Source organism: Streptomyces sp. CHD11 (assembly GCF_018638295.1).
In the GTDB taxonomy this organism is placed as follows: domain Bacteria; phylum Actinomycetota; class Actinomycetes; order Streptomycetales; family Streptomycetaceae; genus Streptomyces.
In genome coordinates this window covers 89,374-111,428 of sequence record NZ_JABTTS010000023.1, presented here as the reverse complement: position 1 = coordinate 111,428, position 22,055 = coordinate 89,374, and the positions used below count along the sequence as shown (strand labels likewise).

General features: G+C 71.5%; 23 protein-coding genes, 1 tRNA gene and 1 pseudogene. 19 read left to right on the top strand and 6 right to left on the bottom strand.

Going from position 1 to position 22,055, the window contains the following annotated elements:
- Positions 1–160 precede the first annotated feature (160 nt).
- Positions 161–610, bottom strand: coding sequence for an NUDIX hydrolase (locus tag HTV45_RS22035; RefSeq protein ID WP_215207559.1), 450 nt, complete (start codon positions 608–610; stop codon positions 161–163).
- Positions 611–640: 30 nt separating this feature from the next.
- Between HTV45_RS22035 and HTV45_RS22030 the strand changes: the two genes are divergently transcribed.
- From HTV45_RS22030 to HTV45_RS21975, 12 genes and pseudogenes are all read left to right on the top strand, one after another.
- Entirely contained in the window at positions 641–1,420 is a 780-nt protein-coding gene (locus HTV45_RS22030; protein WP_215207562.1) for a GntR family transcriptional regulator, read from the top strand.
- Positions 1,421–1,559: 139 nt separating this feature from the next.
- Positions 1,560–1,922 (top strand): hypothetical protein, encoded by a 363-nt coding sequence (locus HTV45_RS22025; RefSeq protein WP_215207558.1) that lies wholly within the window; start codon positions 1,560–1,562, stop codon positions 1,920–1,922.
- A 2-nt stretch (positions 1,923–1,924) separates the two neighbouring features.
- Positions 1,925–3,280, top strand: a complete 1,356-nt coding sequence (locus HTV45_RS22020) for an FtsK/SpoIIIE domain-containing protein (protein WP_215207557.1) — start codon at positions 1,925–1,927, stop codon at positions 3,278–3,280.
- An 87-nt stretch (positions 3,281–3,367) separates the two neighbouring features.
- The gene (locus HTV45_RS22015; protein WP_215207556.1) at positions 3,368–3,526 is read left to right on the top strand and encodes a hypothetical protein; all 159 of its coding nucleotides are present in this window, start codon (positions 3,368–3,370) and stop codon (positions 3,524–3,526) included.
- A pseudogene (locus HTV45_RS22010) lies at positions 3,526–4,188 on the top strand (DUF2637 domain-containing protein). Before HTV45_RS22015 ends, HTV45_RS22010 begins: the two are co-directional and overlap by 1 nt.
- A 20-nt stretch (positions 4,189–4,208) precedes the next feature.
- Positions 4,209–4,403 (top strand): hypothetical protein, encoded by a 195-nt coding sequence (locus tag HTV45_RS22005; RefSeq protein ID WP_215207555.1) that lies wholly within the window; start codon positions 4,209–4,211, stop codon positions 4,401–4,403.
- 1 nt (position 4,404) lies between these two features.
- Positions 4,405–4,584, top strand: coding sequence for a mobile element transfer protein (locus HTV45_RS22000; protein WP_215207554.1), 180 nt, complete (start codon positions 4,405–4,407; stop codon positions 4,582–4,584).
- An 11-nt stretch (positions 4,585–4,595) separates the two neighbouring features.
- On the top strand, positions 4,596–4,754 hold the full coding sequence (locus tag HTV45_RS21995) for a hypothetical protein (RefSeq protein WP_190154412.1): 159 nt from the start codon (positions 4,596–4,598) through the stop codon (positions 4,752–4,754).
- Between the two features lie 11 nt (positions 4,755–4,765).
- Positions 4,766–5,104 carry a SpdD-like protein gene (locus HTV45_RS21990; protein WP_215207553.1) on the top strand — a complete coding sequence of 113 codons (339 nt, stop codon included), beginning with the start codon at positions 4,766–4,768 and terminating at the stop codon, positions 5,102–5,104.
- 91 nt (positions 5,105–5,195) lie between these two features.
- A complete protein-coding gene (gene repSA, locus HTV45_RS21985; protein ID WP_215207552.1) occupies positions 5,196–6,605 on the top strand; it encodes a replication initiator protein RepSA in 1,410 nt (469 codons plus the stop codon).
- Positions 6,602–6,799 (top strand): AlpA family transcriptional regulator, encoded by a 198-nt coding sequence (locus HTV45_RS21980; RefSeq protein ID WP_215207551.1) that lies wholly within the window; start codon positions 6,602–6,604, stop codon positions 6,797–6,799. Before repSA ends, HTV45_RS21980 begins: the two co-directional genes overlap by 4 nt.
- The gene (locus tag HTV45_RS21975) at positions 6,799–8,193 is read left to right on the top strand and encodes a site-specific integrase (RefSeq protein WP_215207550.1); all 1,395 of its coding nucleotides are present in this window, start codon (positions 6,799–6,801) and stop codon (positions 8,191–8,193) included. Before HTV45_RS21980 ends, HTV45_RS21975 begins: the two co-directional genes overlap by 1 nt.
- A gap of 179 nt (positions 8,194–8,372) precedes the next feature.
- Here the strand turns inward: HTV45_RS21975 and HTV45_RS21970 are convergent.
- Positions 8,373–8,445, bottom strand: a tRNA-Arg gene (locus HTV45_RS21970).
- Positions 8,446–8,766: 321 nt separating this feature from the next.
- Here HTV45_RS21970 and HTV45_RS21965 point away from each other — a divergent pair.
- The 4 genes from HTV45_RS21965 (at position 8,767) to HTV45_RS21950 (ending at position 14,727) form a co-directional block, all read left to right on the top strand.
- A complete protein-coding gene (locus HTV45_RS21965; RefSeq protein WP_215207549.1) occupies positions 8,767–10,377 on the top strand; it encodes a dynamin family protein in 1,611 nt (536 codons plus the stop codon).
- Between the two features lie 3 nt (positions 10,378–10,380).
- Positions 10,381–12,288, top strand: a complete 1,908-nt coding sequence (locus HTV45_RS21960; RefSeq protein ID WP_215207548.1) for a YfjP family GTPase — start codon at positions 10,381–10,383, stop codon at positions 12,286–12,288.
- Positions 12,289–12,551: 263 nt separating this feature from the next.
- On the top strand, positions 12,552–13,031 hold the full coding sequence (locus HTV45_RS21955; RefSeq protein WP_215207547.1) for a single-stranded DNA-binding protein: 480 nt from the start codon (positions 12,552–12,554) through the stop codon (positions 13,029–13,031).
- 283 nt (positions 13,032–13,314) lie between these two features.
- Positions 13,315–14,727: a Cys-Gln thioester bond-forming surface protein gene (locus HTV45_RS21950; protein ID WP_215207546.1), complete on the top strand. Its 1,413-nt coding sequence runs from the start codon at positions 13,315–13,317 to the stop codon at positions 14,725–14,727.
- Positions 14,728–14,956: 229 nt separating this feature from the next.
- On the opposite strand, the gene HTV45_RS21945 is transcribed toward HTV45_RS21950, so the two are convergent.
- Positions 14,957–15,493, bottom strand: a complete 537-nt coding sequence (locus HTV45_RS21945) for a hypothetical protein (protein ID WP_215207545.1) — start codon at positions 15,491–15,493, stop codon at positions 14,957–14,959.
- 219 nt (positions 15,494–15,712) lie between these two features.
- Between HTV45_RS21945 and ettA the strand changes: the two genes are divergently transcribed.
- The 3 genes from ettA to HTV45_RS21930 are packed head-to-tail and all read left to right on the top strand — an operon-like array spanning position 15,713 to position 18,496.
- Positions 15,713–17,377, top strand: a complete 1,665-nt coding sequence (gene ettA / locus HTV45_RS21940; protein ID WP_215207544.1) for an energy-dependent translational throttle protein EttA — start codon at positions 15,713–15,715, stop codon at positions 17,375–17,377.
- 4 nt (positions 17,378–17,381) lie between these two features.
- The gene (locus tag HTV45_RS21935) at positions 17,382–17,834 is read left to right on the top strand and encodes a thioesterase family protein (RefSeq protein ID WP_215207543.1); all 453 of its coding nucleotides are present in this window, start codon (positions 17,382–17,384) and stop codon (positions 17,832–17,834) included.
- A complete protein-coding gene (locus HTV45_RS21930; protein WP_215207542.1) occupies positions 17,831–18,496 on the top strand; it encodes a hypothetical protein in 666 nt (221 codons plus the stop codon). Before HTV45_RS21935 ends, HTV45_RS21930 begins: the two co-directional genes overlap by 4 nt.
- 163 nt (positions 18,497–18,659) lie before the next feature.
- Here HTV45_RS21930 and HTV45_RS21925 read toward each other — a convergent pair whose 3' ends face one another.
- The 3 genes from HTV45_RS21925 to HTV45_RS21915 form a co-directional block, all read right to left on the bottom strand.
- A complete protein-coding gene (locus HTV45_RS21925; RefSeq protein ID WP_215207541.1) occupies positions 18,660–19,073 on the bottom strand; it encodes a globin in 414 nt (137 codons plus the stop codon).
- Positions 19,074–19,180: 107 nt separating this feature from the next.
- Entirely contained in the window at positions 19,181–20,569 is a 1,389-nt protein-coding gene (locus tag HTV45_RS21920) for an FHA domain-containing protein (protein WP_215207540.1), read from the bottom strand.
- Between the two features lie 83 nt (positions 20,570–20,652).
- Positions 20,653–21,999 (bottom strand): VWA domain-containing protein, encoded by a 1,347-nt coding sequence (locus tag HTV45_RS21915; protein WP_215207539.1) that lies wholly within the window; start codon positions 21,997–21,999, stop codon positions 20,653–20,655.
- Positions 22,000–22,055 lie beyond the last annotated feature (56 nt).

Genomic DNA, 22,055 nt, shown 5'->3' with positions numbered 1-22,055 from the left:
CGATCACCGTCGAGCTGGACGGGCAGGTCCGCGTCATCCGGCGCACCACCGACATCCCCGTCCGCCACGTGAAGGCGAACAAGCCCCACAAAGTTTCCGATGTTGTCTAGGCCCACCGTCAAGCATCACCTGGGACCAGAACGTCAAACATCACCTGGGACTAGACAGGGATGAGGTGCTGTCCGTCGTGGCTTCGTACGTGGGGGCCGTTGCCGTCCAAGGCGTCCAGGAGTCTGATGGCGAAGGCCTCGGACATGCGCTCGCTGACCTCGTCGGGCGTGAGCCATGAGACTGCCGTGGACTCGCCGGAGGTGCGTTCAGTGCCGCCGGACGGCTTGCAGCGGAAGACCAAGGCGACGACGCCGCGGGTCATGTTCTTGTAGACGCCGGTGAGTTCGTCCACCTCGACGTGGATGCCTGTCTCCTCCAGGACCTCGCGAGTGACGCCGGCCTCTGGGGTCTCGTCGAGTTCGAGGATGCCGCCGGGGAGCTCCCAGGTGCCGTTGTCGGCTCGGCGGATCGCAAGGAGGCGGCCGTCCTCGCGCACCACCACTCCGGCTACGGACACGGAGTGCAGGGGAGGCGGTGTCGCTTCCTGTGGTTGACTCATGTAGAGGAGCTTAGGAGGCAGAGAAGGACTATGGGAACTGCTGCTGGAGGGGGCACGGCCGGGCCTCGGTACGTGCAGATCGCGGAAGAGATCGTGCAGCAGATCCGGGCGGGGATTCTGAAGCCCGGTGACATGGTCCCGAGTGAATCCGAGCTGGTGGATCGCTACGGCGTGTCTGGTGGCACCATCCGTAAGGCCATGGCCGAGGTGCGGGCGAGTGGACTCGTCGAGACCCGGCACGGCAAGGGCTCGATCGTGAAGAACCGGCCTCCTGTGCGGCACCGTTCCTCCGATCGCTTCCGGCGTTCGCTCCGGCAGGGAGGGCAGGCGGCTTACCTTGCGGAGTCCGCCCAGTCCGGCGCCACCGCAAAGGTGAGCGTCCTCTACATCGGGCCCATGGAGGCTCCCGAGGACGCAGCCCAGCGGCTGGGTGTCCCCGCCGGTACACAGGTGCTGGCCCGCCGGCGCCTCTACTTCCGCAACGGCGTTCCGGTCGAGACTGCCACGTCCTACCTGCCGTGGGATGTCGTGAAGGAGATCCCGGAACTGTTCGCCGAGAACCCCGGCGGTGGTGGCATCTACGCCCGACTCGAAGACCACGGACACGAGTTCGCAGAGTTCGTCGAGACGCTGCAAGCGAGGCCGGCCTCGAAGGCAGAGGCCTCGGAGCTTGCGCTGAGCCCGGGTGCTGCCGTGGTTCACCTGATCCGGGAGGCCCGTACGACCGCGGGTCTCGTGGTCGAGGTGTGCGACACGCTCATGGCCGCTGACCAGTTCGTTTTCGAGTACCGCATCCCTGCCGACGACTGACGGCCCCTCAACCCTCCACAGCCCGTCGCGAGTTCTTCTTCGCGACGGGTTGACTCATGTATAGGAGTGGTGCACTCTTCTTCATGTCACTCATGTACATGAGTGGCGAAGTTTGGCATCTATAGAGGAGTGCTCTGCTATGCGTCAGATTCCCGTCGACACCTCCGCCGCGATCGTGATGGCCGCCAAGACCCCGCAGCCCAAGGTCAAGGACCGCCGTACGGGCGAGATCGCCATGGACATCGAGTCCGGCTCGAAGCTGATGACGGTCGACGTGATGTTCGCGGCGAACGAGGAGGTGGAGATCCTGTCCATCACCGTCCCGGAGCCCGGGATCAGTGGTGAGCTGGCCATGGGCACGCCGGTCGCGCTCACCGGCCTGGTCGCGCGGCCGTGGGAGAACGACTTCAACGGCCAGAAGCGGCACGGCATCGCGTTCCGCGCGGTCGCAGTCACCTCGCTCGCCGACGTCAACGCCGCCGCAGGGCCGAAGGCGGCCTGATCATGACCGGTTTTGCGGTCGTCCTGGTGCTGGTCGTCGCCGCCGCGGGTCTCCTGCGGTGGCGGCGTCCCGCCTGGTACTGGCTGGCCTTCGGGGTCGCCCTGGCCACGCTGCGGGTTCTGGTCCGGTACGGCTCCGTCATGGACGCGTGCGGTCTGACCGTACTGCCCGCGAGATGGCGGCTCGCCTTGGCACGGACCACCAACCGCCCTATGCCGGAGTCCCGTCCACCGCGCATCCTGCGGCTGCGGCCGACTCGCACCGGCCTGGTGTTACGGCTCAAACTGCGCCCCGGACAGGACGCCTTCGACATCGCCGCTGCCTTGGACCGGCTGCGGCACTCGTTCTCGATGTACGGCGTCACCTCGCGTGAGCTGCGGTCCGGCGTCGTAGAGGTGCGGATGACCGGCTACGACGTGCTCAAGCGGGTGCAGATGCCCGCCACGGTCGAGACCCGGCCCATGCGGGTTCCCGTCGCCCTGCGGCAGGACGGCTCGGTGCACTACCGCGACTATCGGGCGATACCTCATGCCCTCACCCTCGGTGCCACGGAATCCGGCAAGTCCGTCTACCAACGCAACCTGGTCGTCGGACTCGCTCCGATGGACGTCGCGCTCGTCGGCATCGACTGCAAACAGGGGGTCGAGCTGTTCCCGCTGGCCCGCCGCTTCTCCGCCCTCGCCGACAACCCCGACACCGCCGCCGAACTGCTCGACGCGCTCGTGACTCGGATGGCAGACGTCTATCAGCTCATCCGTGCCCAGCAGCGGATCACGGTCGACGTGCCGGACGCGGAGATCGCCGCCGACATCTGGGATCTGCCCGACGAACTGCGTCCGACCCCGATCGTGGTCCTGGTCGACGAGGTCGCCGAACTCGCCCTGTTCGCCGGCAAGGAGGAGGAGAAGCGGCGCGACCGCATCATCACCGCCCTGGTCCGCCTCGCCCAGCTCGGCCGCGCGGCCGGCATCTACCTGGAGATCTGCGGACAGCGCTTCGGCTCCGAACTCGGCAAGGGCATCACCATGCTCCGTGCCCAGCTCACCGGCCGAACCGCCCACCGCGTCAACGACGAGACCAGCGCCAACATGGCCTTCGGCGACATCTCCCCGGACGCCGTCCTCGCCGCCATCCAGATCCCGGCCGAGTTGCGGGGGATCGCCATTGCGGGTGACTCCTCCGGCGGCTGGCACCGCATCCGGGCTCCGCACACCTCGCTCCGCCAAGCCGTGAACCTCTGCAACCGGCACGCCGACCGGACCCCGACCCTGCCCGAACTGGCGCCGTTCCGGCCCGCCTTCGCCGGGCCCGCCGCCGAACCTGTGCCGTCGGTCAAGCCTTCTCCGGCCACCGCCTGATCTCTCGCTTGCCACTTCGGCCGGCGCGACCGTCCTTCGCGCCAAGTCCCTACCCCCGCCATGCCTGATGAAGGGAGAACCCGCGTCATGTGCCCCGACTGTGAGGACTTCGCCCGCACCGTTTTGCTCCTGGGCCAGCTTGCCCTCTACGCCGACACCAGCGGCGCCGACCTCGACTTCGTCGACGTCGTCAGCCCCTCCCTGGCCGCCTCGCTTCCCGAGCCGCCGACCGGGGAGGAGTCCTGATGGCCGCCCGTCACGTCCTGCGTGTCGACGCCGTCCTGGTCCAGGCCGTGATTGCCGGTGCCCTGTCCTTCGCCCACCTGCACGACTTGGCCGCCGCTGCCGGACAGGACGGCTGGAAGGCCTAGGCCTACCCGGTCAGCGTGGATCTGCTCATGGTCGCCGCCTGGCGACGCCTCCGCGCTGACGGACCGTCCCGGCTGGCCTGGTGCTGGTTCCTCATCGCCCTGTTCGCCTCGCTCGGCGCGAACGTCGCCACCGCGGGATTCCTCGACCTGGCCGACCCGCCCGCCCTGCTGCGCCTGGGCATCGCCGGATGGCCCGCCCTCGCCTTCCTCGGCGGGACCCTCCTCGCCCACTCCGCCGACCACCAGTCCCCGGATGAGCCGGCACCCGCACCGGAAACCGACTCCGTCACAGACCCCGAGCCGGAAGCCGAACCCGTGCCGGACCCGGCGCCCACCCCGGCCCCGGAGGCGGAACCGCCGGCGCTTCCGCCCGCCGACCCGGCCCCCGCGGTTCCCGCCGTCCTCGTCGACCACGCCCGCAAGGTCGCTGCCGACTACCGCGACCGCACCGGCGCCCCGATCGACACCGACACCCTGCGCGCCCGCCTCGGTGTCCCGCCGCACCTTGCCGACGCCATCGCCGCCCAGCTCACCTGACCCGGAAGACAGGACGACAGATGACCTCCGACCCCGCCGGCCTGACCGCCTCCGACTACCTCGACGGCGCCCGCGAGATGACCGCCGCCGACCGGCCCTACCTCGCCCACCTGCTCGCCGAGGAAGCCGCCCGGCGCACCACCGACCCGGCCACCGCCGCCGGAATCCGCGCCGGCTTCCCGGACCCGACCGCAACCCGTGAGGAGACCGACTGACATGCCCGCCCGCGACCACTTCCAGTCCGTGATGCGGATCGGCCCCGTGCAGATCGGCACCCACCGCGACCGCAACGGCCGAACCAAGCACGCCGCCGTCTGCACCGCCGACCGCTGCGGCTGGTCCGCCGACTACTCCAGCGGCACCGCCGCCCGCACCCACCGCTGCCGCGTCCGCTAGGAGACACCGCAATGCAGGTCCCGCTCTGGTTCGCCCTCGCCGCCGTCGGCTACCTCGGCTGCAAGCTCTTCCGCCCGCCGCTCTGGCTGGTCCTGGTGCTGCTCCTCGGCGGCTACCTCATCGCCGACAGCCTCCTCGCCCCCGTCATCGACACCGCCATCACCAAGTAGGGAGCCCTGCCATGCTGCGCCCGAAGATCCCCACCATGCCCACCCCGACCGGACTCGTCTCCCGGCCCGTGATCGCCGAGCCGACCACCATCACCTCGTACACCCCGGTCCCGCTTCCGGCCCCCGTCGCCCCGGCCCCGTCCCGCCCGGTCGTCCAGCTCACCCCCGGCACCACCCTCGCGCTCGTCGGCGCTGGCACGGCTGTGGTCTTGGTCCTCGGTGCCGTCCTGGTCTCGCTGCTCCTGGCGGTCGCCGTCACCGGCGCGTCCGTCGCCGTCACCGGCGCGTCCGTCGCCGTCTGCGCCCTCGTCCTGCGTTCCCTGATCACCGCCGACGCCAAGCGTCGCTGACCGGCCCCCGGGCGGCCCTGATACCGCCAAGCATCCGCCGCCCGGGAGCCGTCCCCACCGATCGATCTCGCAACCGGAAGGAACCCTCAGCATGGCCCACCGGGCCTCATCCGCGACACCCAAGGTGCCCACGTCCGCCCACCCACTCGACCCGATCACGCTCGGAGACATCCTCCGGGTGGCCTCGGCCTCCGACTACACCCGCTGGGAGGACCAGATCCGCCGCACCGGCGGCTGCTCCGACCCGATCCACCTCACCGGCTGGACGCTCACCAAGGACAAGACCACCGGCGAGACGCTGCACCACTACTCCACCGAGAACGAGCCGGGCGGACGCCTTCGCCTCGCCTGCGGCAACCGCCGTGCCTCCCGCTGCCCGTCCTGCGCCTGGACGTACGCGGGCGACACCTACCACCTCATCCGGGCCGGCCTCGCAGGGGATGACCGCCGGGACATCTCCGCCGCCGTCCGCGATCACCCGCGCGTTTTCGTCACCCTCACGGCCCCCTCGTTCGGCCCGGTCCACAACCGGCCGGATCACGGCGGCCCCTGCCGCTGCGGCGACCGGCACGCGTCCGGCGCCCCGGAGCTGGGCACCGCCCTCGACCCGGACGCCTACGACTACGCGGGCGCCGTCCTGTTCAACAACCACGCCGGACAGCTCTGGCAGCGCTTCACCACCCGGCTCCGCCGCGAACTCGCCGCCCGCCGCGGCCTGGCCCGCCGGGAGCTCGCCGATCACCTGCGTGTCTCGTACGGCAAGGTGGCGGAGTTCCAGAAGCGCGGGGCCCTGCACTTCCACGCCGTCGTGCGCCTCGACGGCCCCGAGGGACCCGGCACACCGCCGCCAGCCTGGGCCACAGTCGACATGCTCACCGACGTGCTCCGGGCCGCCGCCGCGCACTCGTACACGTCCGTCTCGGTTCCGGCCGCCGCCGACCAGCCGGCCCGGACGTTCCGCTGGGGCCGACAGCTCGACGTCCGCCCCGTGAAGACCTTCGGGGACGGCTCCGACATCACCGAACAGGCCGTCGCCTCGTACGTGGCCAAGTACGCCACCAAGGCCGCCGAGAACACTGGCACCCTGGACCGCCGCATCGGGGAACTCGCCGAACTCGACCGCCACGGCGTCCCCGACCACACCCGGCGGCTCATCACCGCGTGCCGCGACCTCGACGCCCTGTATCCGGACCGACGGCTCTGGGCCTGGGCGCACATGCTCGGCTTCCGCGGGCACTTCTCGTCCAAGTCGCGCGCCTACTCCACCACCCTCGGCGCCCTCCGCCAGGAACGCGCCGACTTCCGCGCCGCGCAGGAGGCGTCGGCCCTCGGCCTCGACGACCGCGAACCGGACACCATCCTCGTCCTGACCGACTGGCAGTACGCCGGCCACGGCCACACCCCGGGTGAAGCCGCTCTCGCCGCGACCATCGCGCGCGACCTGCACACCAACCGAGAGACCGCCCGCGAGGCGCTCCGAAGCGAAGGGAACACGGAATGACCACGGCCGTCCGGTCGCGCACCATGCTGACCCTCGCGGAGGTCTGCAAGGAACTGGGCGTCTCGCGCTCGACCTTCTACGACTGGCGGGCGAAGCGGCGTGCGCCGCGCTGCATCAAGCTCCCGAACGGCGACCTCCGGATCCGGCGGAGCGATCTCGACCACTGGCTCGACGACCGCGAGGACGCCGCCTGATGGAAACCACGTACGACGTGAAGGTCTACAAGATCCTCACGTACAAGGGTGCCCGGAAGACCACGTACACCGTGCGCTGGGAGGTCGCGGGCAAGCGCTGGCGTGAGCCCTTCGGCACCGTCGCGCTCGCCGAGGGCTTCCGCTCCGAACTGATCCGGGCCACGGGCAAGGGCGAAGCCTTCGTCATCGCGACCGGGCTGCCGGTGTCCCACCGCTCCAAGTCGGCTTCGATGAGCTGGTACGCGTTCGCGGTCGGGTACGTGGACGCTCGTTGGTCGGAACTCGGCGGCAACAGCCGTAAGAACACCGCCAAGACCCTCACTGCGGTCACCATCGCACTGCTGCGCGTCCAGCCGACCCACTTCGCCCCGGTGGCCGTGCGGACCGCGTTGCGTGAGTGGGCGTTCAATGCGACACACCGCGCGGACGCCCCGCGAGACGTGGTGACCATCCTCAGGTGGGTGGAGCGCAACTCCCTGCCGGTCTCGGTCTGGGAGGAGCCGGAGAGGGTCGACGAGGTCCTGCGAGCCGTCGACACGCGCCTCGACGGGAAACAGGCGGCGGCCTGGTCCCGGAAGCGCAACCGCCGGATCCTCAATGTCGTCATGCAGCACGCGATCCGGCGACGCGTCCTGCGGACCAACCCCCTTCCCAAGGGGAAGGAGTCGACGGCCGTCACCAAGACCAGCAACGCCGTGGACAAGCGGTCCCTGATGAACGCGGACCAGGCGGCGGCACTCCTCGGCTGGATCCGGTGCCGGCCGCGCGGGGGACCGCGGCTGCACGCGTTCTTCGCCACGCTGTACTACTGCGCTCTGCGGCCGGAGGAAGCCGTAGCTATGCGAGTGCAGGACGTGACGCTTCCCGACCCCGACGTCCGGGACCAGTGGTGTGAGCTGCTGATCCACACGGCGACCCCGGAGGTCGGCAAGCAGTGGACCGACACCGGAGAGATCCACGAGGAGCGCGATCTGAAGGGCCGCGCCGAGGGTGAGACGCGCAGCGTGCCGGGGCATCCCGCCCTGACGCGCATCCTGCGGCAGCACATCGCGGACGAACAGCTCAAGCCCGGTGATCTGCTGTTCCAGGGGGAGACGGGCGGCATTCTCGCCGGCTCGGTCATCCGCCGGGCGTGGCGCGGCGCGCGCAAGGCCGTGCTGCCCCCGCACGTCTTCGATTCGCCCACGGGGAGGCGGGTGTACGACAACCGGCACACGCGCCTCACCAAGTGGCTCAATGACGGGATCCCGCCCGCTCAGGTCGCCGAATGGGCCGGGAACAGCGTGCCGGTCCTGCTGGCTACTTACGCACGGTGTGTCGAGGGGCAGCTGCCTGACCTGAAGAGGCGGCTGGAGGCCGCGGGAGATCTCCCCGAGACGGCCGACGCAGGCTGAGGCCTCTCGCCGAAAACTTCGACACGTATTCGACACAGCCACCCGCGAAAACCCGGTGACAGCCGGACAGCCCCGGAACCTCCCCATGATCGTCGGAGGAGTGTCCGGGGTTTCGGCGTGGTGAGTGAAATGTGCTCTGACCAGCAAAAAGCCCTCCCCGACGGGAGGGCAGAGACTTGCGCCCCCGGCAGGACTCGAACCTGCGGCCAAGCGCTTAGAAGGCGCCTGCTCTATCCACTGAGCTACGGGGGCCGGTGGTGACGGCCTGGCGTCATGATGCCCTGGTAGGGCCTGTTCCTGACGTTGCCGGAGACAAGGATAGGGCTCCCGCGTCCTTGTCCCTGTCGCCTCACCTCCGTGGCTCGATGTGGAGGTTCGGTGAAGCGGTCCTGATAATCGCAGGCAGGTACGAATCGTGCACCGATTTCGGCCTCTCGCGCATCGGGTGTTGTGCACTCGTTATGCCTGAGCTGTGTCCGTGTCTCAGTCGTCCCTTCCATCCCTTGTGTTCTGTCGGCGCGCAGACATGCTCATATGCTTCAGAATTCCCCTAAAATTGGGCATTCTTCGCATGTGGTGACCTTGGACGTACGGCCTCAGCTGCTCGACGCACTCTCCGCCCTGCGCGACCGTGTCGCCGCCGCACGCTTTCCGCTGCCCCTGGCGGGGGCCGCACGCGCGCGTGCCGACCGCGACGAACTGCTCGCCCAGCTCGACGACTATCTGGTGCCCCGGCTGAGAGATCCCGAAGCGCCCCTGCTGGCCGTCGTCGGAGGATCCACCGGGGCCGGAAAGTCCACCCTGGTGAACTCCCTCGTCGGCCGGCGCGTCAGCGAGGCGGGCGTGCTGCGGCCGACGACACGCACACCGGTGCTCGTCTGCCATCCGGAGGACCACCACTGGTTCAGCGGCATGCGGGTGCTGCCCGACCTGACGCGCGTGTGGGTTCCCCACCATCAGGACCCGGCGGACGACCTGCTCCTGCCCGGCGAGAACCCCGCGCGCGTGCTGCGCGTCGAGACCGCCGACACCCTGCCCCCCGGCCTCGCCCTCCTCGACGCCCCCGACATCGACTCCCTGGTGTCCGACAACCGCGTCCTCGCCGCCGAACTCATCAGCGCCGCGGACATCTGGATCATGGTCACCACCGCCGCCCGCTACGCCGACGCCGTCCCCTGGCACATGCTGCGCACCGCCAAGGAGTACGACGTCAGCCTGGTCACCGTGCTGGACCGGGTGCCCCACCAGGTCGTCTCCGAGGTGTCGCGGCAGTACGGCGCCCTGCTCACCAAGGCCGGACTCGGCCACGTACCCCGCTTCACCGTGCCCGAGCTGCCCGAGTCGGCCTGGGGCGGCGGACTGCTGCCCGCGACCGCCGTCGCTGCGCTGCGCACCTGGCTCATCCACCAGACGCTGGACCCCGCCGCCCGGCAGCACGTCGTGGCCCGCACCGCGCACGGCGTCCTCGACTCCCTCGGCTCCCGTCTGCCCCACCTCGCCGGGGCCGCCGCAGCCCAGTACGCCGCCGCGCTGCGGCTCACCTCCGCCATCGAGGGCGCGTACGACAGCGAGCACTCCCGTGTGCGCGGCCGGCTCCAGGCCGGGGCCGTACTCGCCGGGGACGCGCTCAAACGGTGGCGGGCCTTCCCCCTCGACTGCACCCCGGGCGAACTCCTCGACACCCTGGTGGAGAGCCTCGGCGCGCTGCTGCTCTGCGCCGTCGCCGCCGCCGACGAGCGCGTCGAGGACGCCTGGCGGCGCGAACCGGCCGCGGACGCCCCCGAACTCGACGGCCGTGACCGCGGCCCGGAGAGCGCCGAGCACCGGATCGGGCTGGCCGTACGGCGCTGGCGGCGCGAGCTCGAGGAGTACGCCGAGGACGAGGTGCGGGAGCTGGACCGCGGCCTGGCTCCCGACCCCGAGATGGTCGCCGCGCTGGTCGCCACCGCCCTGCTGGGCGGCCGCCGGGCCCGGAGTGCCGGGGAGGGGCTTGCCGAACGGATCGGCGCGCACGGCGCCCTGCGGCTGCGCGACCGCGGCGGGCGGCTGCTCGTCGAGCACGTGGACCGGGTCATGCACACCGAACGCGAACGCCGGCTCACCCCGCTGGACGCGCTCGAGGTGCACGCGGAACCCCAGCCCGAACTCATCGCCGCGTTGTCCGTACTGCAGAAGGAGAGGTGACCGGTGACCGCCGTCACTGACCAGGACCACACCGAGCACCCGGAGCACCCGGAGCATGCCGAGCACCCCGCGCGTGCCGAGCGTGCCGAGCCTTCCGGGAGTCCGCAGTGTGCCGGGGGTCCGGAGCACTCCGGACGCTCCGGATGCTCCGGACGGGACGTCGAGGGCGCGTCCCGGGCGGATGCGGCGGGTCCCTGGGACGACGGGCTGATCGCGCGGCGCGTGAGCGGCAACGCGGGTGAGGAGCAGTGCCGGGTGACGGAGCCGAGGGCGTCCGTACCGCAGAAGGTGGCCCCCCTGGCGTACGGCCCCCAGCTCGGTGCCCGGCTCGAGGCGCTGCGTGAGCTCGTGGGACTCTCCCGCACCCGGCTGGACAACCGCACCCTCTCCCAGGCGGGCCGGATCCTCGACGAGGCCGCCGCGCGGCGCGGGCTCTCCGGGCAGCACACCGTCGTGGCCCTCGCGGGCGCCACCGGCAGCGGCAAGTCGCAGCTCTTCAACGCGCTGGCCGGAGTGCCCATCTCCGAGACCGGCGTCCGCCGGCCGACCACCGCGGCGCCCATCGCGTGCAGCTGGAGCGACGGCGCGGCGAGTCTCATCGAGCGCCTGGGCATCCCGCCCCGGCTCAGACGGCGTCCCCTCCAGGTGACGGCGGATGCGGACGACCGGCTGCGCGGGCTCGTCCTGGTCGATCTGCCCGACCACGACTCGGCGGCCGTCCAGCACCGGGAGCAGGTGGACCGCGTGCTGGGGCTGGTCGACGCGGTCATCTGGGTCGTCGACCCCGAGAAGTACGCCGACGCCATGCTGCACGAGCGCTATCTGCGGCCCATGGCGGCCCACGCGGAGGTCATGTTCGTCGTCCTCAACCAGGTCGACCGGCTGCCCGGGGAGGCCGCCGAACAGGTCCTGGACGATCTGCGGCGGCTGCTCGACGAGGACGGCATCGTCCTCGGCGAGTACGGCGAACCCGGCACCACCGTGCTGGCGCTGTCCGCGCTCACCGGCGAGGGGGTCGGCGACCTGCGGGAGGCGCTCGGCAGGTTCGTGGCCGAGCGCGGGGCGCCGGCCCGCCGGATCTCCGCGGACGTCGACATCGCGGCGGCCCGGCTGTGGCCGGTGTACGCCACCCGTCACCGCACCGGTCTGAGCGAGGAGGCGCGCGAGGAGTTCTCCGACCGGCTCGCGGACGCCGTGGGCGCCACCGCGGCGGGCGAGGCGGCCGAGCGCGCCTGGCTGCGCAACGCGGGCCGCGCGTGCGGCACGCCGTGGCTGAGGCTGTGGCGCTGGTGCCGGCAGCGGAGCGAGCCGTCCACCGGCAGGGTCACCCTGCGGGGCCAGCACGACGAGGAGGTCACCGCCCGGCAGCGTGTGGAGCAGGCGGTGCGCACGGTGGCCGACCGGGCCTGTGCGGGACTGCCGGCGCCGTGGGCGCAGGCGGTGCGGGAAGCGGCCGTACGCGGCTCCCAGGGGCTGCCGGAGGCGCTGGACGAACTGGCCGTACGCGCGGGCCTGCCCCCGGGGAGGCCGCCCCGGCCCGGATGGTGGCCGGTGGCCGTACTCGCCCAGGTGTCGATGACGGCCCTCCAGTTCGCGGGCGGGCTGTGGCTGCTGGCGCAGATCATCGGGGTCATGGCGCCGAACCTGGGGGTGCCGGTGCTGCTGATGGTGATCGGCATCGTCGGCGGACCGCTCGTCGAATGGAGCTGCCGCATGGCCGCCCGGGGACCCGCCCGGCGGTATGGGCTGGAGGCGGAACGACGGTTGCGGGAGGCGGCCTCGGGCTGCGGGCGGGCCCGCGTCCTGGACCCGGTGGCGGCGGAACTCCTGCGGTACCGGGAGGTACGGGAGCAGTACGGACGGGTCATGGGGGTGGCGGCGGGACCGGGGGCGAGTACCGGCAGGGGCTGAACCCTGCGGCCTGCTCGGTGGGGCCTGTGGCCTGTGGCCTGTACGGCGGGCCTCCGGTCGGGTGGCGGAGATGTCCACAGGGCCGGAGGCCGTCCACAGTGCCCGGCGGGCCTGGCCCGTACGGCGGCAGTCTGGCGGCACGGCGATCGCGGCACGGTCCGCGGCCGCCGCGCCAGACGGCAGCCGTACGGGACGGGCCCGTGCGCGTATCCGCCCGGCGCCGGCGTGGATGCCGGCGGACGCGGGCCAGGGAGGCAGACGCGATGAACGAGACGATGGTGTGCGTGGTGGGGAACGTGGCGACACGGCCGGTGTACCGGGAGACGGCCTCCGGTCCTGCGGCGAGGTTCCGGGTGGCGGTCAGCTCCCGGTACTGGGACCGGGAGAAGAGCGCCTGGGCGGACGGGCACACCAACTTCTTCACGGTGTGGGCCAACCGCCAGCTCGCGACCAACACCGCGGCGTCCCTGTCGGTGGGCGAACCGGTGATCGTCCAGGGCCGGCTGAAGGTGCGCACGGAGACGCGGGAGGGGCAGCAGGGCTGGATGTCGGCCGACATCGACGCGGTGGCGATCGGCCACGACCTGGCCCGGGGCACCACCGCCTTCCGCCGAGCGCCCCGACCGGAACAGACGGCTGTCCCGGACCGCCCGGAACCCAACTGGGATACGGGTCAGCAGGATTCACCGCCGCCCGGCGAGCAGGGCGCCCGGCCGAGCCCGGAGCCGACCGCTGTGACGTGACGTCAACTCTCAGCGACAGCAACCGGATTCGCCGGCCGAGCTGAGGCTTATCGACAGGTGCATACCGAAACCGTCCCGGGTGGATTTGTCGATAAGCCCTGCCTCCGGGGAGCTGCGGCGATAACGATTCCGATTCGGATCTCTCCTCCGACGCGATCATCGGCAAGCGCTGTCCGCCGCCTCCTTAGGATGCCGGGACGGCTCCGGAGGGCTCGTGGGGCCGAAGACTGCGCTGGTGGGACCGTCCTCCCTCGCCAACGGGTCCAGCTCGGAAGGGAATTAGGTGTCTGTTTCGTTCTCCGCGTGGACCGCGCGCGGACGTGGGTCGGCCCGCCTCGCCGCGGGAGCGCTGGTGTCAGGACTGGTCGCCGCCACCGTGCTGGCCGGTGCCGGGACGGCGGCCGCCGACGGCGGAACGGCGCCGGGACACAGTGGAGCCGCGGCGACCATCAGCGGACTCAAGACCTACGGCGCCGCGGTCATACGCGGGGCCGCCGGGGACACTCAGGTGTCCGCGGGCCTGTTCGAGATGTCCGTCGAGGGCGGCGGCATGCTGCAGACCTACTGCGTCGACCTCCACACGCCCACGCAGAAGGACGCCAAGTACCACGAGACCGCCTGGAGCGGCACCTCGCTGGGCATCAACGAGGACGCAGGCCGGATCCGCTGGATCCTGCGCAACTCCTACCCGCAGGTGAACGACCTCGCGGCGCTCGCCGAGAAGGCGGGCGTCCGCGGCCGGCTCACCGAGCAGGACGCGGCGGCCGGAACCCAGGTGGCCATCTGGCGGTACTCCGACGACGTGGACGTGGACGCCGTGGACCCCCAGGCCGAGCAGCTCGCCGACTACCTCCAGAAGAAGGCCCGCGACCAGCCGGAGCCCAGGGCGTCGTTGACCCTGGACCCGCCGGCGGTCTCCGGGCGTCCGGGCGAGCGCGTCGGCCCGGTGACGGTCCGCACCGACGCACGCAGTGTGACGGTCTCCCCGCCGGCGGACGCCGACACGGCCGGGGTGCGGATCGTCGACGAGAAGGGCGAACCCGTCACCACCGCCGCCGACGGCAGTGAGATCTTCTTCGAGGTGCCCGAGAGCGAGGAGACGGGCACGGTGGAGCTGACAGCGCAGGCCTCCACCACGGTGCCGGTCGGCCGCGCCTTCGTCTCCGAGAGCCGCAGCCAGACGCAGATCCTGGCCGGATCCAGTGAGTCGACGGTCTCGGCGAAGGCGAGCGTCACCTGGGCGGAGAAGGGTGCGATACCCGCCCTGTCGGCCCGGGAGAACTGCGCCAGGGGCGGCGTGGACCTCACGGTCACCCACCAGGGCGACGAGCCCTTCACGTTCGAACTCGCGGGCACCCGGCACACCGTAACGGCCGGCAGGCCCGTTACGGTGACGGTCCCGCTCAACGAGGACCAGCCGTACGACTTCACGGTCGAGGGCCCGCCGGGCTTCCAGAAGCGCTTCACCGGCATGCTCGACTGCCGCACCCGCGCCGCCGAGGCGGGCACCACCACCCAGACCCTCACCGCCCCCAGCGCCACGCCCCTCCCGGACACCCCCACCGACACCAACCTCGCCGCCACCGGCGCCTCCAGCGCCACTCCGTGGATCGCCGGCACCGCCATAGCCCTGGTCGTCCTCGGCGGAGCGGGCCTGGTCATCACCCGCCAGCGTCAGACCCCGCCCGTCGACTGAGCCCGGCCTCCCGGAGGACCGTCCCGGGCGAACGGCCGGCGCGGGGTGCGGCCGCCCCCGCCGGCCATGGACCCAGTGGCCGGCAGGAGCCTCCTCGCGGGCTGCCCGCGCCCTCCCGCGGAGGGTGATCGCCCGCCGGCCGGTCTCGACCGCAGGCAGCGCGAACCAGCCTTCCCCCGGATCGGTCCGGGAAGCGCGCACCAGTCCACGACCGGCTCCGCGAGCAGGCTCACGACCCGCCGGACGCCGTGGGCCACGATGCCGCCGCGACGGCACGGAGCCACTCGGCGATGAGAGAGAAGTCGGCGTCCTGGAGGCCCTGGGCCGGGTCGATCCGATGGAGCAGTGACGGCCCGGAGTGGGCGGCGGCGACCCAGAGGCGGTCCATCTCGCTGATCTCGTCGTCGACCCAGACGAAGGGCCGGCCGCCGGCCCACTCGACCAGGGCGGGTGTCTTCCAGTGCAGACCCCGCGGGCCGCCCACCGCGCCGGAGTCGGGCCACTCCACCACGGGCAGCCTCGGCAGGCCGATGCGCGGGGCGATGATCTCGTTCGCCGCTTCCCCCCAGGTCGTCGCCCATACGAGCCGGCAGCGCAGAGCCGCCAGGCGCGCCCCGACACCGGGGCCGAGCCGGGCCAGCAGCGGGTTGCCTTCCCCGACCGTCGTGGAGGAGACGGCAGTGACCTCCGGCTGACCGGCCGGCGATCCGAACGGGATCAGTGGGCCGTCGAGGAAGAGGGGAGGGCGCTCCGCTGCGCTGGTCACGGCGGCACGGTAACCCGGCGCGGTGGGGGAGCGGCACCGTCGGGCCGTCCCGGAGCCGTGCGCATGTGCCCGAGACCGGTGGGCGGTGACCGGCGGGGTACGGGCGTCGCCCAGGAAAGGCCAGGTCAGAGCCCCCGGCGGCAACGCGTTTCCTCCAAGGGGTGGCGGTGCGGCAAGATGGGGTGTATCTGCCCACTGCCAGCTGCCGGACGGTTTCTCTTGGCTGAGTACATTTACACCATGCGCAAGGCGCGCAAAGCGCACGGCGACAAGGTGATCCTCGACGACGTCACCCTGAGCTTCCTGCCGGGGGCGAAGATCGGCGTCGTCGGACCGAACGGCGCCGGCAAGTCGACGGTCCTCAAAATCATGGCGGGGCTCGAGCAGCCCTCGAACGGTGACGCGTTCCTCACTCCCGGCTACACCGTGGGCATCCTGCTCCAGGAGCCCCCGCTGAACGAGGACAAGAACGTCCTGGAGAACGTGCAGGAGGGCGTCGCCGAGGTCAAGGGCAAGCTCGACCGGTTCAACGAGATCGCCGAGCAGATGGCGACCGAGTACACCGACGAGCTGATGGACGAGATGGGCAAGCTGCAGGAGCAGCTCGACCACGCCAATGCCTGGGACCTCGACGCCCAGCTGGAGCAGGCCATGGACGCCCTGGGCTGCCCGCCCGGGGACTGGCCGGTCGCCAACCTCTCCGGTGGCGAGAAGCGCCGGGTGGCGCTCTGCAAGCTGCTGCTCGAGGCGCCCGACCTGCTGCTGCTCGACGAGCCCACCAACCACCTCGACGCCGAGTCGGTGAACTGGCTGGAGCAGCACCTCGCCAAGTACGAGGGCACCGTCGTGGCCGTGACCCACGACCGGTACTTCCTGGACAACGTCGCCGGGTGGATCTGCGAGGTCGACCGCGGCCGGCTGCACGGCTACGAGGGCAACTACTCCAAGTACCTGGAGACCAAGGCCACCCGCCTCAAGGTCGAGGGTGCCAAGGACGCCAAGCGGCAGAAGCGTCTCAAGGACGAGCTGGAGTGGGTGCGGTCCAACGCCAAGGGGCGTCAGGCCAAGTCCAAGGCGCGCCTCGCCCGGTACGAGGAGATGGCCGCCGAGGCCGACAAGATGCGGAAGCTGGACTTCGAGGAGATCCAGATCCCGCCGGGTCCGCGCCTGGGCAGCGTGGTCGTCGAGATCAACAACCTCACCAAGGGGTTCGGCGACAAGGTCCTCATCGACGACCTCAGCTTCACGCTGCCGCGCAACGGCATCGTCGGGGTCATCGGACCGAACGGCGCGGGCAAGACCACGCTGTTCAAGATGATCCAGGGTTTCGAGGAGCCGGACTCCGGTTCCATCAAGGTCGGCGACACGGTCAAGATCTCCTACGTCGACCAGAGCCGCGAGAACATCGACCCCAAGAAGACCCTGTGGGCGGTCGTCTCCGACGAGCTCGACTACATCAACGTCGGCCATGTCGAGATGCCTTCGCGGGCGTACGTCTCCGCGTTCGGGTTCAAGGGCCCGGACCAGCAGAAGCCCGCGGGAGTGCTGTCCGGCGGTGAGCGCAACCGGCTGAACCTCGCGCTCACCCTCAAGCAGGGCGGCAACCTGCTGCTCCTCGACGAGCCGACCAACGACCTCGACGTCGAGACGCTCGGCAGCCTGGAGAACGCGCTCCTGGAGTTCCCCGGCTGCGCCGTGGTCGTCTCCCACGACCGGTGGTTCCTGGACCGCGTCGCCACGCACATCCTCGCCTACGAGGGTGACTCCAAATGGTTCTGGTTCGAGGGCAACTTCGAGTCGTACGAGAAGAACAAGATCGAGCGGCTCGGCCCGGACGCGGCGCGTCCGCACCGTGCCACCTACAAGAAGCTGACCCGGGGCTGATCTCTTGCGGCACATCTACCGCTGCCCACTGCGCTGGGCGGACATGGACGCGTACGGCCACGTCAACAACGTGGTGTTCCTCCGTTACCTGGAGGAAGCCCGTATCGACTTCCTGTTCCGCCCGGAGAAGGACTTCAAGCAGGGGTCCGTGGTGGCACGCCATGAGATCGACTACAAGCGGCAGCTGGTCCACCGGCACCACCCGGTCGACATCGAGCTGTGGGTCACGCAGATCAGGGCCGCCTCCTTCACCCTCACCTACGAGGTGAAGGACGGCGACGTCGTCTACGTCCGCGCGTCGACGGTGATCGTGCCGTTCGACTTCGAGGCGCAGCGTCCGCGCCGTCTCACCGCCGAGGAGCGCGAGTTCCTCGAGGAGTACACGGACGACGCCGCCGACGACACCGACGGCACCGACGGCGCCGCCGGTGAAAAGGAGGAGGCCGTCGCCGCATGACGGTGCTCCATCTCGCCGACGAGGGGGAGGCCGCGGATCTCGCGGCCTTCCTCTCCCGGCTGCTGCACTACGACCGTTCCGCCGCGGTGCGGCTGCAGGCGGCCGGCACGGCGCTCGCCGTCTTCGGCCGGCCGCCCTCCTTCGAGGTGCTCGCCATCCGCGCCGCACGGCTGGCGAAGCCGTACGAGAACGGGCTGGACGTCACGCTGGACGTGACCGTGTCCGCGGGCGAGCTGCTGGAAGCGGTGGACGAGTCCGCCGCCACGGCCGCCGTACCGGGTGCGGTGACCGGGCCGCCGTGGGCCGGTGTGCTGCCGCCGCGCGGCGGCTGGCGGGCCGAGCCCGGGTTGCCGGCGCCCGGTGAGCTGCGGGGGCTCGTCGCGGCCTCGGTCGCGGAGTTCCGGTCCCGGACGGAGGAGTTGGCGCCGCAGGCGCGGACGCGTGCCGCGCTCGACCAGGTGGGGCGGGAGATCTGGTCCCGTACGGTCGGGGAGACCGGGCTTCAGGTGAGGGCGGTGCATGCCGCTCAGTCGCTGGGGTTCCTGCGGGGCGGGGAGCAGAGCCTGTTGTCGTCGGGGGCGTGGCTGCGGCTGCGTACGCGGTACGGGTCGGTGGCTGTGCGGCGGGCGGGTGTGGGTGCGTTGGGTATCAGCGTGCGGTGAGTCCGGTGAGTCCAATGAGTCCGGGGGCGGGTGGGTTTCGCCCCCGCCGCCCCTTCCCGTCCCGGGGGCTCCGCCCCGGACCCCGCTCCTCGAACGCCGGAGGGGCTGGGTTGTCCGAGGAGCTGGGTTGCCCGAAGGGCTGGCTGGTCGCGCGGACGCCGGGTCAGTCCGGGGTGTTGATCATCGAGGCTGCGGCGTAGGTGAGGTACTTCCACAGGGTCTGGTCGTGTTCCTCGGGGAGTGCGAGGTCGTCCAGGGCGTCGCGCATGTGCTTCAGCCAGGCGTCGTGGGCCGCGCGGTCGACCGTGAACGGGGCGTGGCGCATCCGCAGCCGCGGGTGGCCGCGGTTGTCGCTGTAGGTGGTCGGGCCGCCCCAGTACTGCATGAGGAAGAGCGCGAACCTCTCCTCCGCCGGGCCCAGATCCTCCTCGGGATACATGGGCCGCAGCAGCGGGTCCTCCGCCACTCCCTGGTAGAAACGGTGGACGAGCCGGCGGAAGGTCTCCTCCCCGCCGACCTGCTCGTAGAACGTCTGCTCCTGAAGCGTGCCGCGCCGAATCTCTGTCACGCTCCCCATGGTCTCAGACGGCACGGCCTAGGTCTCAAGGCCTAAGCACTCCGGCGCTCGCCCCCTGGCAGAGGCCCGTCCGGCGGCATGAACCGCCGGACGGGCTCGTGCTCCGCTCAGCCCCGGTGGATGGTGATCGTCGTCCAGGCGCCCACGTGGACGCGGTCGCCGTCCTGGAGCGGGACCGGGACGAACGGCTGGATGGGCTCGTCGGAGCCGTTGACCGTCGTGCCGTTGGTCGAGTTCTGGTCGACGACCGCCCAGGTGCCGTCCGGCTGCTGCACCAGTACCGCGTGCTGGTGCGAGACGCCCGGGTCCTCCGGGGGTGTGGACAGATCGATGTCGGGGGTGTCGCCGGTGGAGTGGCGGCGGCGGCCGATGGTGAGCTGGTTGCCGGTGAGCTGGCGCTGCTGTTCGGGCGAGTACGCGGGCAGGTTCAGCCCCGCGGCCTCGGGACCGGAGCGGTGCATCATCGCCATGAAGTAGTCACGGTCCGGACCGATGGTCGCGGTCCAGGTGACCGGGCCCTGCGGCCGGTGGGACTGCTGCGGGTAGCCACCCGGTCCGGGCGGCGCCTGGGTGCCGCCGGGCTGGGGGTAGCCGTAACCGCCGCCCTGACCGGGGCCGTTCGGGCCGCCGGGGCCGCCGTTCGGAGGGGAGATCACCCAGTCGTCGTCACCGCCGCCGAAGGGCGGACCGCCCTGCTGCGGGCGTCCGGTCTCCTGCGGGTATCCGGGAGGAGCCTGCGGACCGGGCTGGAACGCCTGCGGAGCACCGGGGCCACCGGGACCGTTCGGTCCACCGGGCCCGTTCGGACCGCCGTGGCCTCCCGGACCGCCAGGTCCGCCGTGGCCTCCGGGTCCGCCATGAGTACCGGGTCCACCGGGACGGTTCGGTCCACCGGGACCGTTGGGACCGCCCTGGCCTCCCGGCCCGCCGTGGCCGCCCGGTCCGGGCGGCGGGGGTACCGGTCGTGAGGGGTCGCCGCCGAAGCCGGGAGGGCCCGGGGGGATCGGCTCGGCGGGGCGGTTCATCTGCGAGGGACGCGAGCCCTGGTAGTCGTAGGAGTCACCGCCGCCGTACGACGGCCCGGGCTGCTGCTGGAAGGGCCCGCCCGGCCCGGGGCCCCCGGGTCCGGGGCCGGGGCCCGGGGCCGGCTGACGCGGGGCGGCCGGGGTGTACGAGGTCGCCGTGTTCGTCAGGAAGTTCCACCGGCACTCCTCGCAGAACGGCGCACCGCCCTCGCGCGGCGTACGGCACTGCGGGCACAGCTCGGTCCGGCCACCGGGTCCACCGGGACCGGGTCCGCCAGGTCCACCGGGGCCGCCGTAGCCGCCGGGTCCACCCGGACCGCCCGCGGGGCCGCCGGGCGGCGGGTAGCCGTAGCCGCCGGGCGCGGGCGGCGGGGGAGGAGGTGGTGGGGGCACGGCACCGGCCATGCGGTGACCGCACACCTCGCACCAGTCGTCGGAACCCGACTGGTGTCCGTTCGGGCAGGTCGGCATGTCGGCGCTTCCCCCTCTCCTTGCCCGGTCGCTTCCGACCGGATTTCTCCGACCCCGATGGGTCAGGCTCGACTACTTGCAGATCACTTCTTCACACGAACGGTTTTGGTCGACCGGGTCTCGAGTGTCATCTCGTCGGCCTCCTCCACCTTCGCCTTCAGTCGCACAGTACCGGTCGCGGCGTCGACGACGTCCACCACCTTCGAAAGCAGTTTCGCAGTATCCGCGTTGCCGGACGCACTCGCGAGCTGAACGGCGCGGCCCAGTTTGGCCGTTGCTCCGTCCTTGTCTCCCTCTTTGCGGAGATCGAGCCCTTGTTGGATGACTTGTGCCAGTTCGGCCTGTCCGGTGTAGTGGGCCACCTGCGGGTTGATGGACGTCGAGGCGGCCATGTCGTCCGTCCACACGGCCCGCACCAGACCCTGTGCGCCGAGGTTCCGCACGCCGCCGTCGGGCTGCGGAATGACCAGCGACAGCCGGGCCGCGAGCATCTCCTGGCCGAGGCCGGCGGAGGGCACCTCGACGTAGACGTGGTAGTCGCGGGACTCGTCTCCCCAGGAACCAAGGGGGTAGTCGCCCGATCGCGGGCCCGACTCGGTACGGCGGCCGGTGAGTTCCTCGACCGACGGCGCGACCTGTTTGACGAACCGCACCGTCGCGCCGGCCGGGGTCCACAGCCGCAGTGAGACGTCCGCGACCTCCTTGCCCATCGCCGTCTCCATCATCAGCGTGAAGTCGGCGGCCAGACCGGCCGGGTCGGCGACGATGTCGGCGCTGCCGAGGAGCGAGGAGGCGATGCCTGTGACTTCTTTCACTTCCCAGTCGGTGCCCACGCCGCGGGCGTCGCAGGTGAACCGTCCGGCGCAGGCGTCCAGGGCGGCCTTCAGGTCCTCCGGCGACTCGTGCTCGTTGCGGCCGTCGGTGAGCAGGATGCCGTGCCGGATCGCCACGTCCGCGGACGCCAGCAGCCGGTCGGCGAGACCCAGCCAGGTGCCGATCGCCGTACCGCCGCCCGCGCTCAGCTTCCGCAGTGCCTGCTTGGCCTGCTCACGGGTGGCGGCGCCGGCGACCGCCAGCGCGCCGTCGCCCGGATACACCTCCCTGGCCACATGGGTGCCGCCGACCACCGCGAAGTGCACGCCGTCGCGCAGCGCGTCGATCGCGGCGGCGGTCGCGTCCCGGGCGTTGCGCATCTTGGTCGGCGGATAGTCCATCGAGCCCGAGCAGTCGACCATGAGGACCACGGCCGCCGACGGCCCCTCACCGGGCGAGTAGAGGTGGTGCGCCGCCACCGCGCTGCCGATGGTGCCGCCGCCGGTCGCCGTCACCGTGACGATGGCGTTGACCTCGCGGCCGCCCTCCGGCAGGTACTCGTTCTGGTACACGTCCACCGAGAACTGCGGCACGTTCGGTTTCGAGAAGATGGCCATGCCTGTTCGCTCCCCCCTGGATGCCCCGGCGGCGCGGGGCGACGACGGATGACGGG

Excerpts from the sequence above, each read along its gene's own strand:
- HTV45_RS22035 (WP_215207559.1), bottom strand. The coding sequence starts at position 610 with ATGAGTCAACCACAGGAAGCGACACCGCCTCCCCTGCACTCCGTGTCC.
- HTV45_RS22030 (WP_215207562.1), top strand. The coding sequence starts at position 641 with ATGGGAACTGCTGCTGGAGGGGGCACGGCCGGGCCTCGGTACGTGCAG.
- HTV45_RS22025 (WP_215207558.1), top strand. The coding sequence starts at position 1,560 with ATGCGTCAGATTCCCGTCGACACCTCCGCCGCGATCGTGATGGCCGCC.
- HTV45_RS22020 (WP_215207557.1), top strand. The coding sequence starts at position 1,925 with ATGACCGGTTTTGCGGTCGTCCTGGTGCTGGTCGTCGCCGCCGCGGGT.
- HTV45_RS22015 (WP_215207556.1), top strand. The coding sequence starts at position 3,368 with ATGTGCCCCGACTGTGAGGACTTCGCCCGCACCGTTTTGCTCCTGGGC.
- HTV45_RS22005 (WP_215207555.1), top strand. The coding sequence starts at position 4,209 with ATGACCTCCGACCCCGCCGGCCTGACCGCCTCCGACTACCTCGACGGC.
- HTV45_RS22000 (WP_215207554.1), top strand. The coding sequence starts at position 4,405 with ATGCCCGCCCGCGACCACTTCCAGTCCGTGATGCGGATCGGCCCCGTG.
- HTV45_RS21995 (WP_190154412.1), top strand. The coding sequence starts at position 4,596 with ATGCAGGTCCCGCTCTGGTTCGCCCTCGCCGCCGTCGGCTACCTCGGC.
- HTV45_RS21990 (WP_215207553.1), top strand. The coding sequence starts at position 4,766 with ATGCTGCGCCCGAAGATCCCCACCATGCCCACCCCGACCGGACTCGTC.
- repSA (WP_215207552.1), top strand. The coding sequence starts at position 5,196 with ATGGCCCACCGGGCCTCATCCGCGACACCCAAGGTGCCCACGTCCGCC.
- HTV45_RS21980 (WP_215207551.1), top strand. The coding sequence starts at position 6,602 with ATGACCACGGCCGTCCGGTCGCGCACCATGCTGACCCTCGCGGAGGTC.
- HTV45_RS21975 (WP_215207550.1), top strand. The coding sequence starts at position 6,799 with ATGGAAACCACGTACGACGTGAAGGTCTACAAGATCCTCACGTACAAG.
- HTV45_RS21955 (WP_215207547.1), top strand. The coding sequence starts at position 12,552 with ATGAACGAGACGATGGTGTGCGTGGTGGGGAACGTGGCGACACGGCCG.
- HTV45_RS21930 (WP_215207542.1), top strand. The coding sequence starts at position 17,831 with ATGACGGTGCTCCATCTCGCCGACGAGGGGGAGGCCGCGGATCTCGCG.
- HTV45_RS21925 (WP_215207541.1), bottom strand. The coding sequence starts at position 19,073 with ATGGGGAGCGTGACAGAGATTCGGCGCGGCACGCTTCAGGAGCAGACG.
- HTV45_RS21920 (WP_215207540.1), bottom strand. The coding sequence starts at position 20,569 with ATGCCGACCTGCCCGAACGGACACCAGTCGGGTTCCGACGACTGGTGC.
- HTV45_RS21915 (WP_215207539.1), bottom strand. The coding sequence starts at position 21,999 with ATGGCCATCTTCTCGAAACCGAACGTGCCGCAGTTCTCGGTGGACGTG.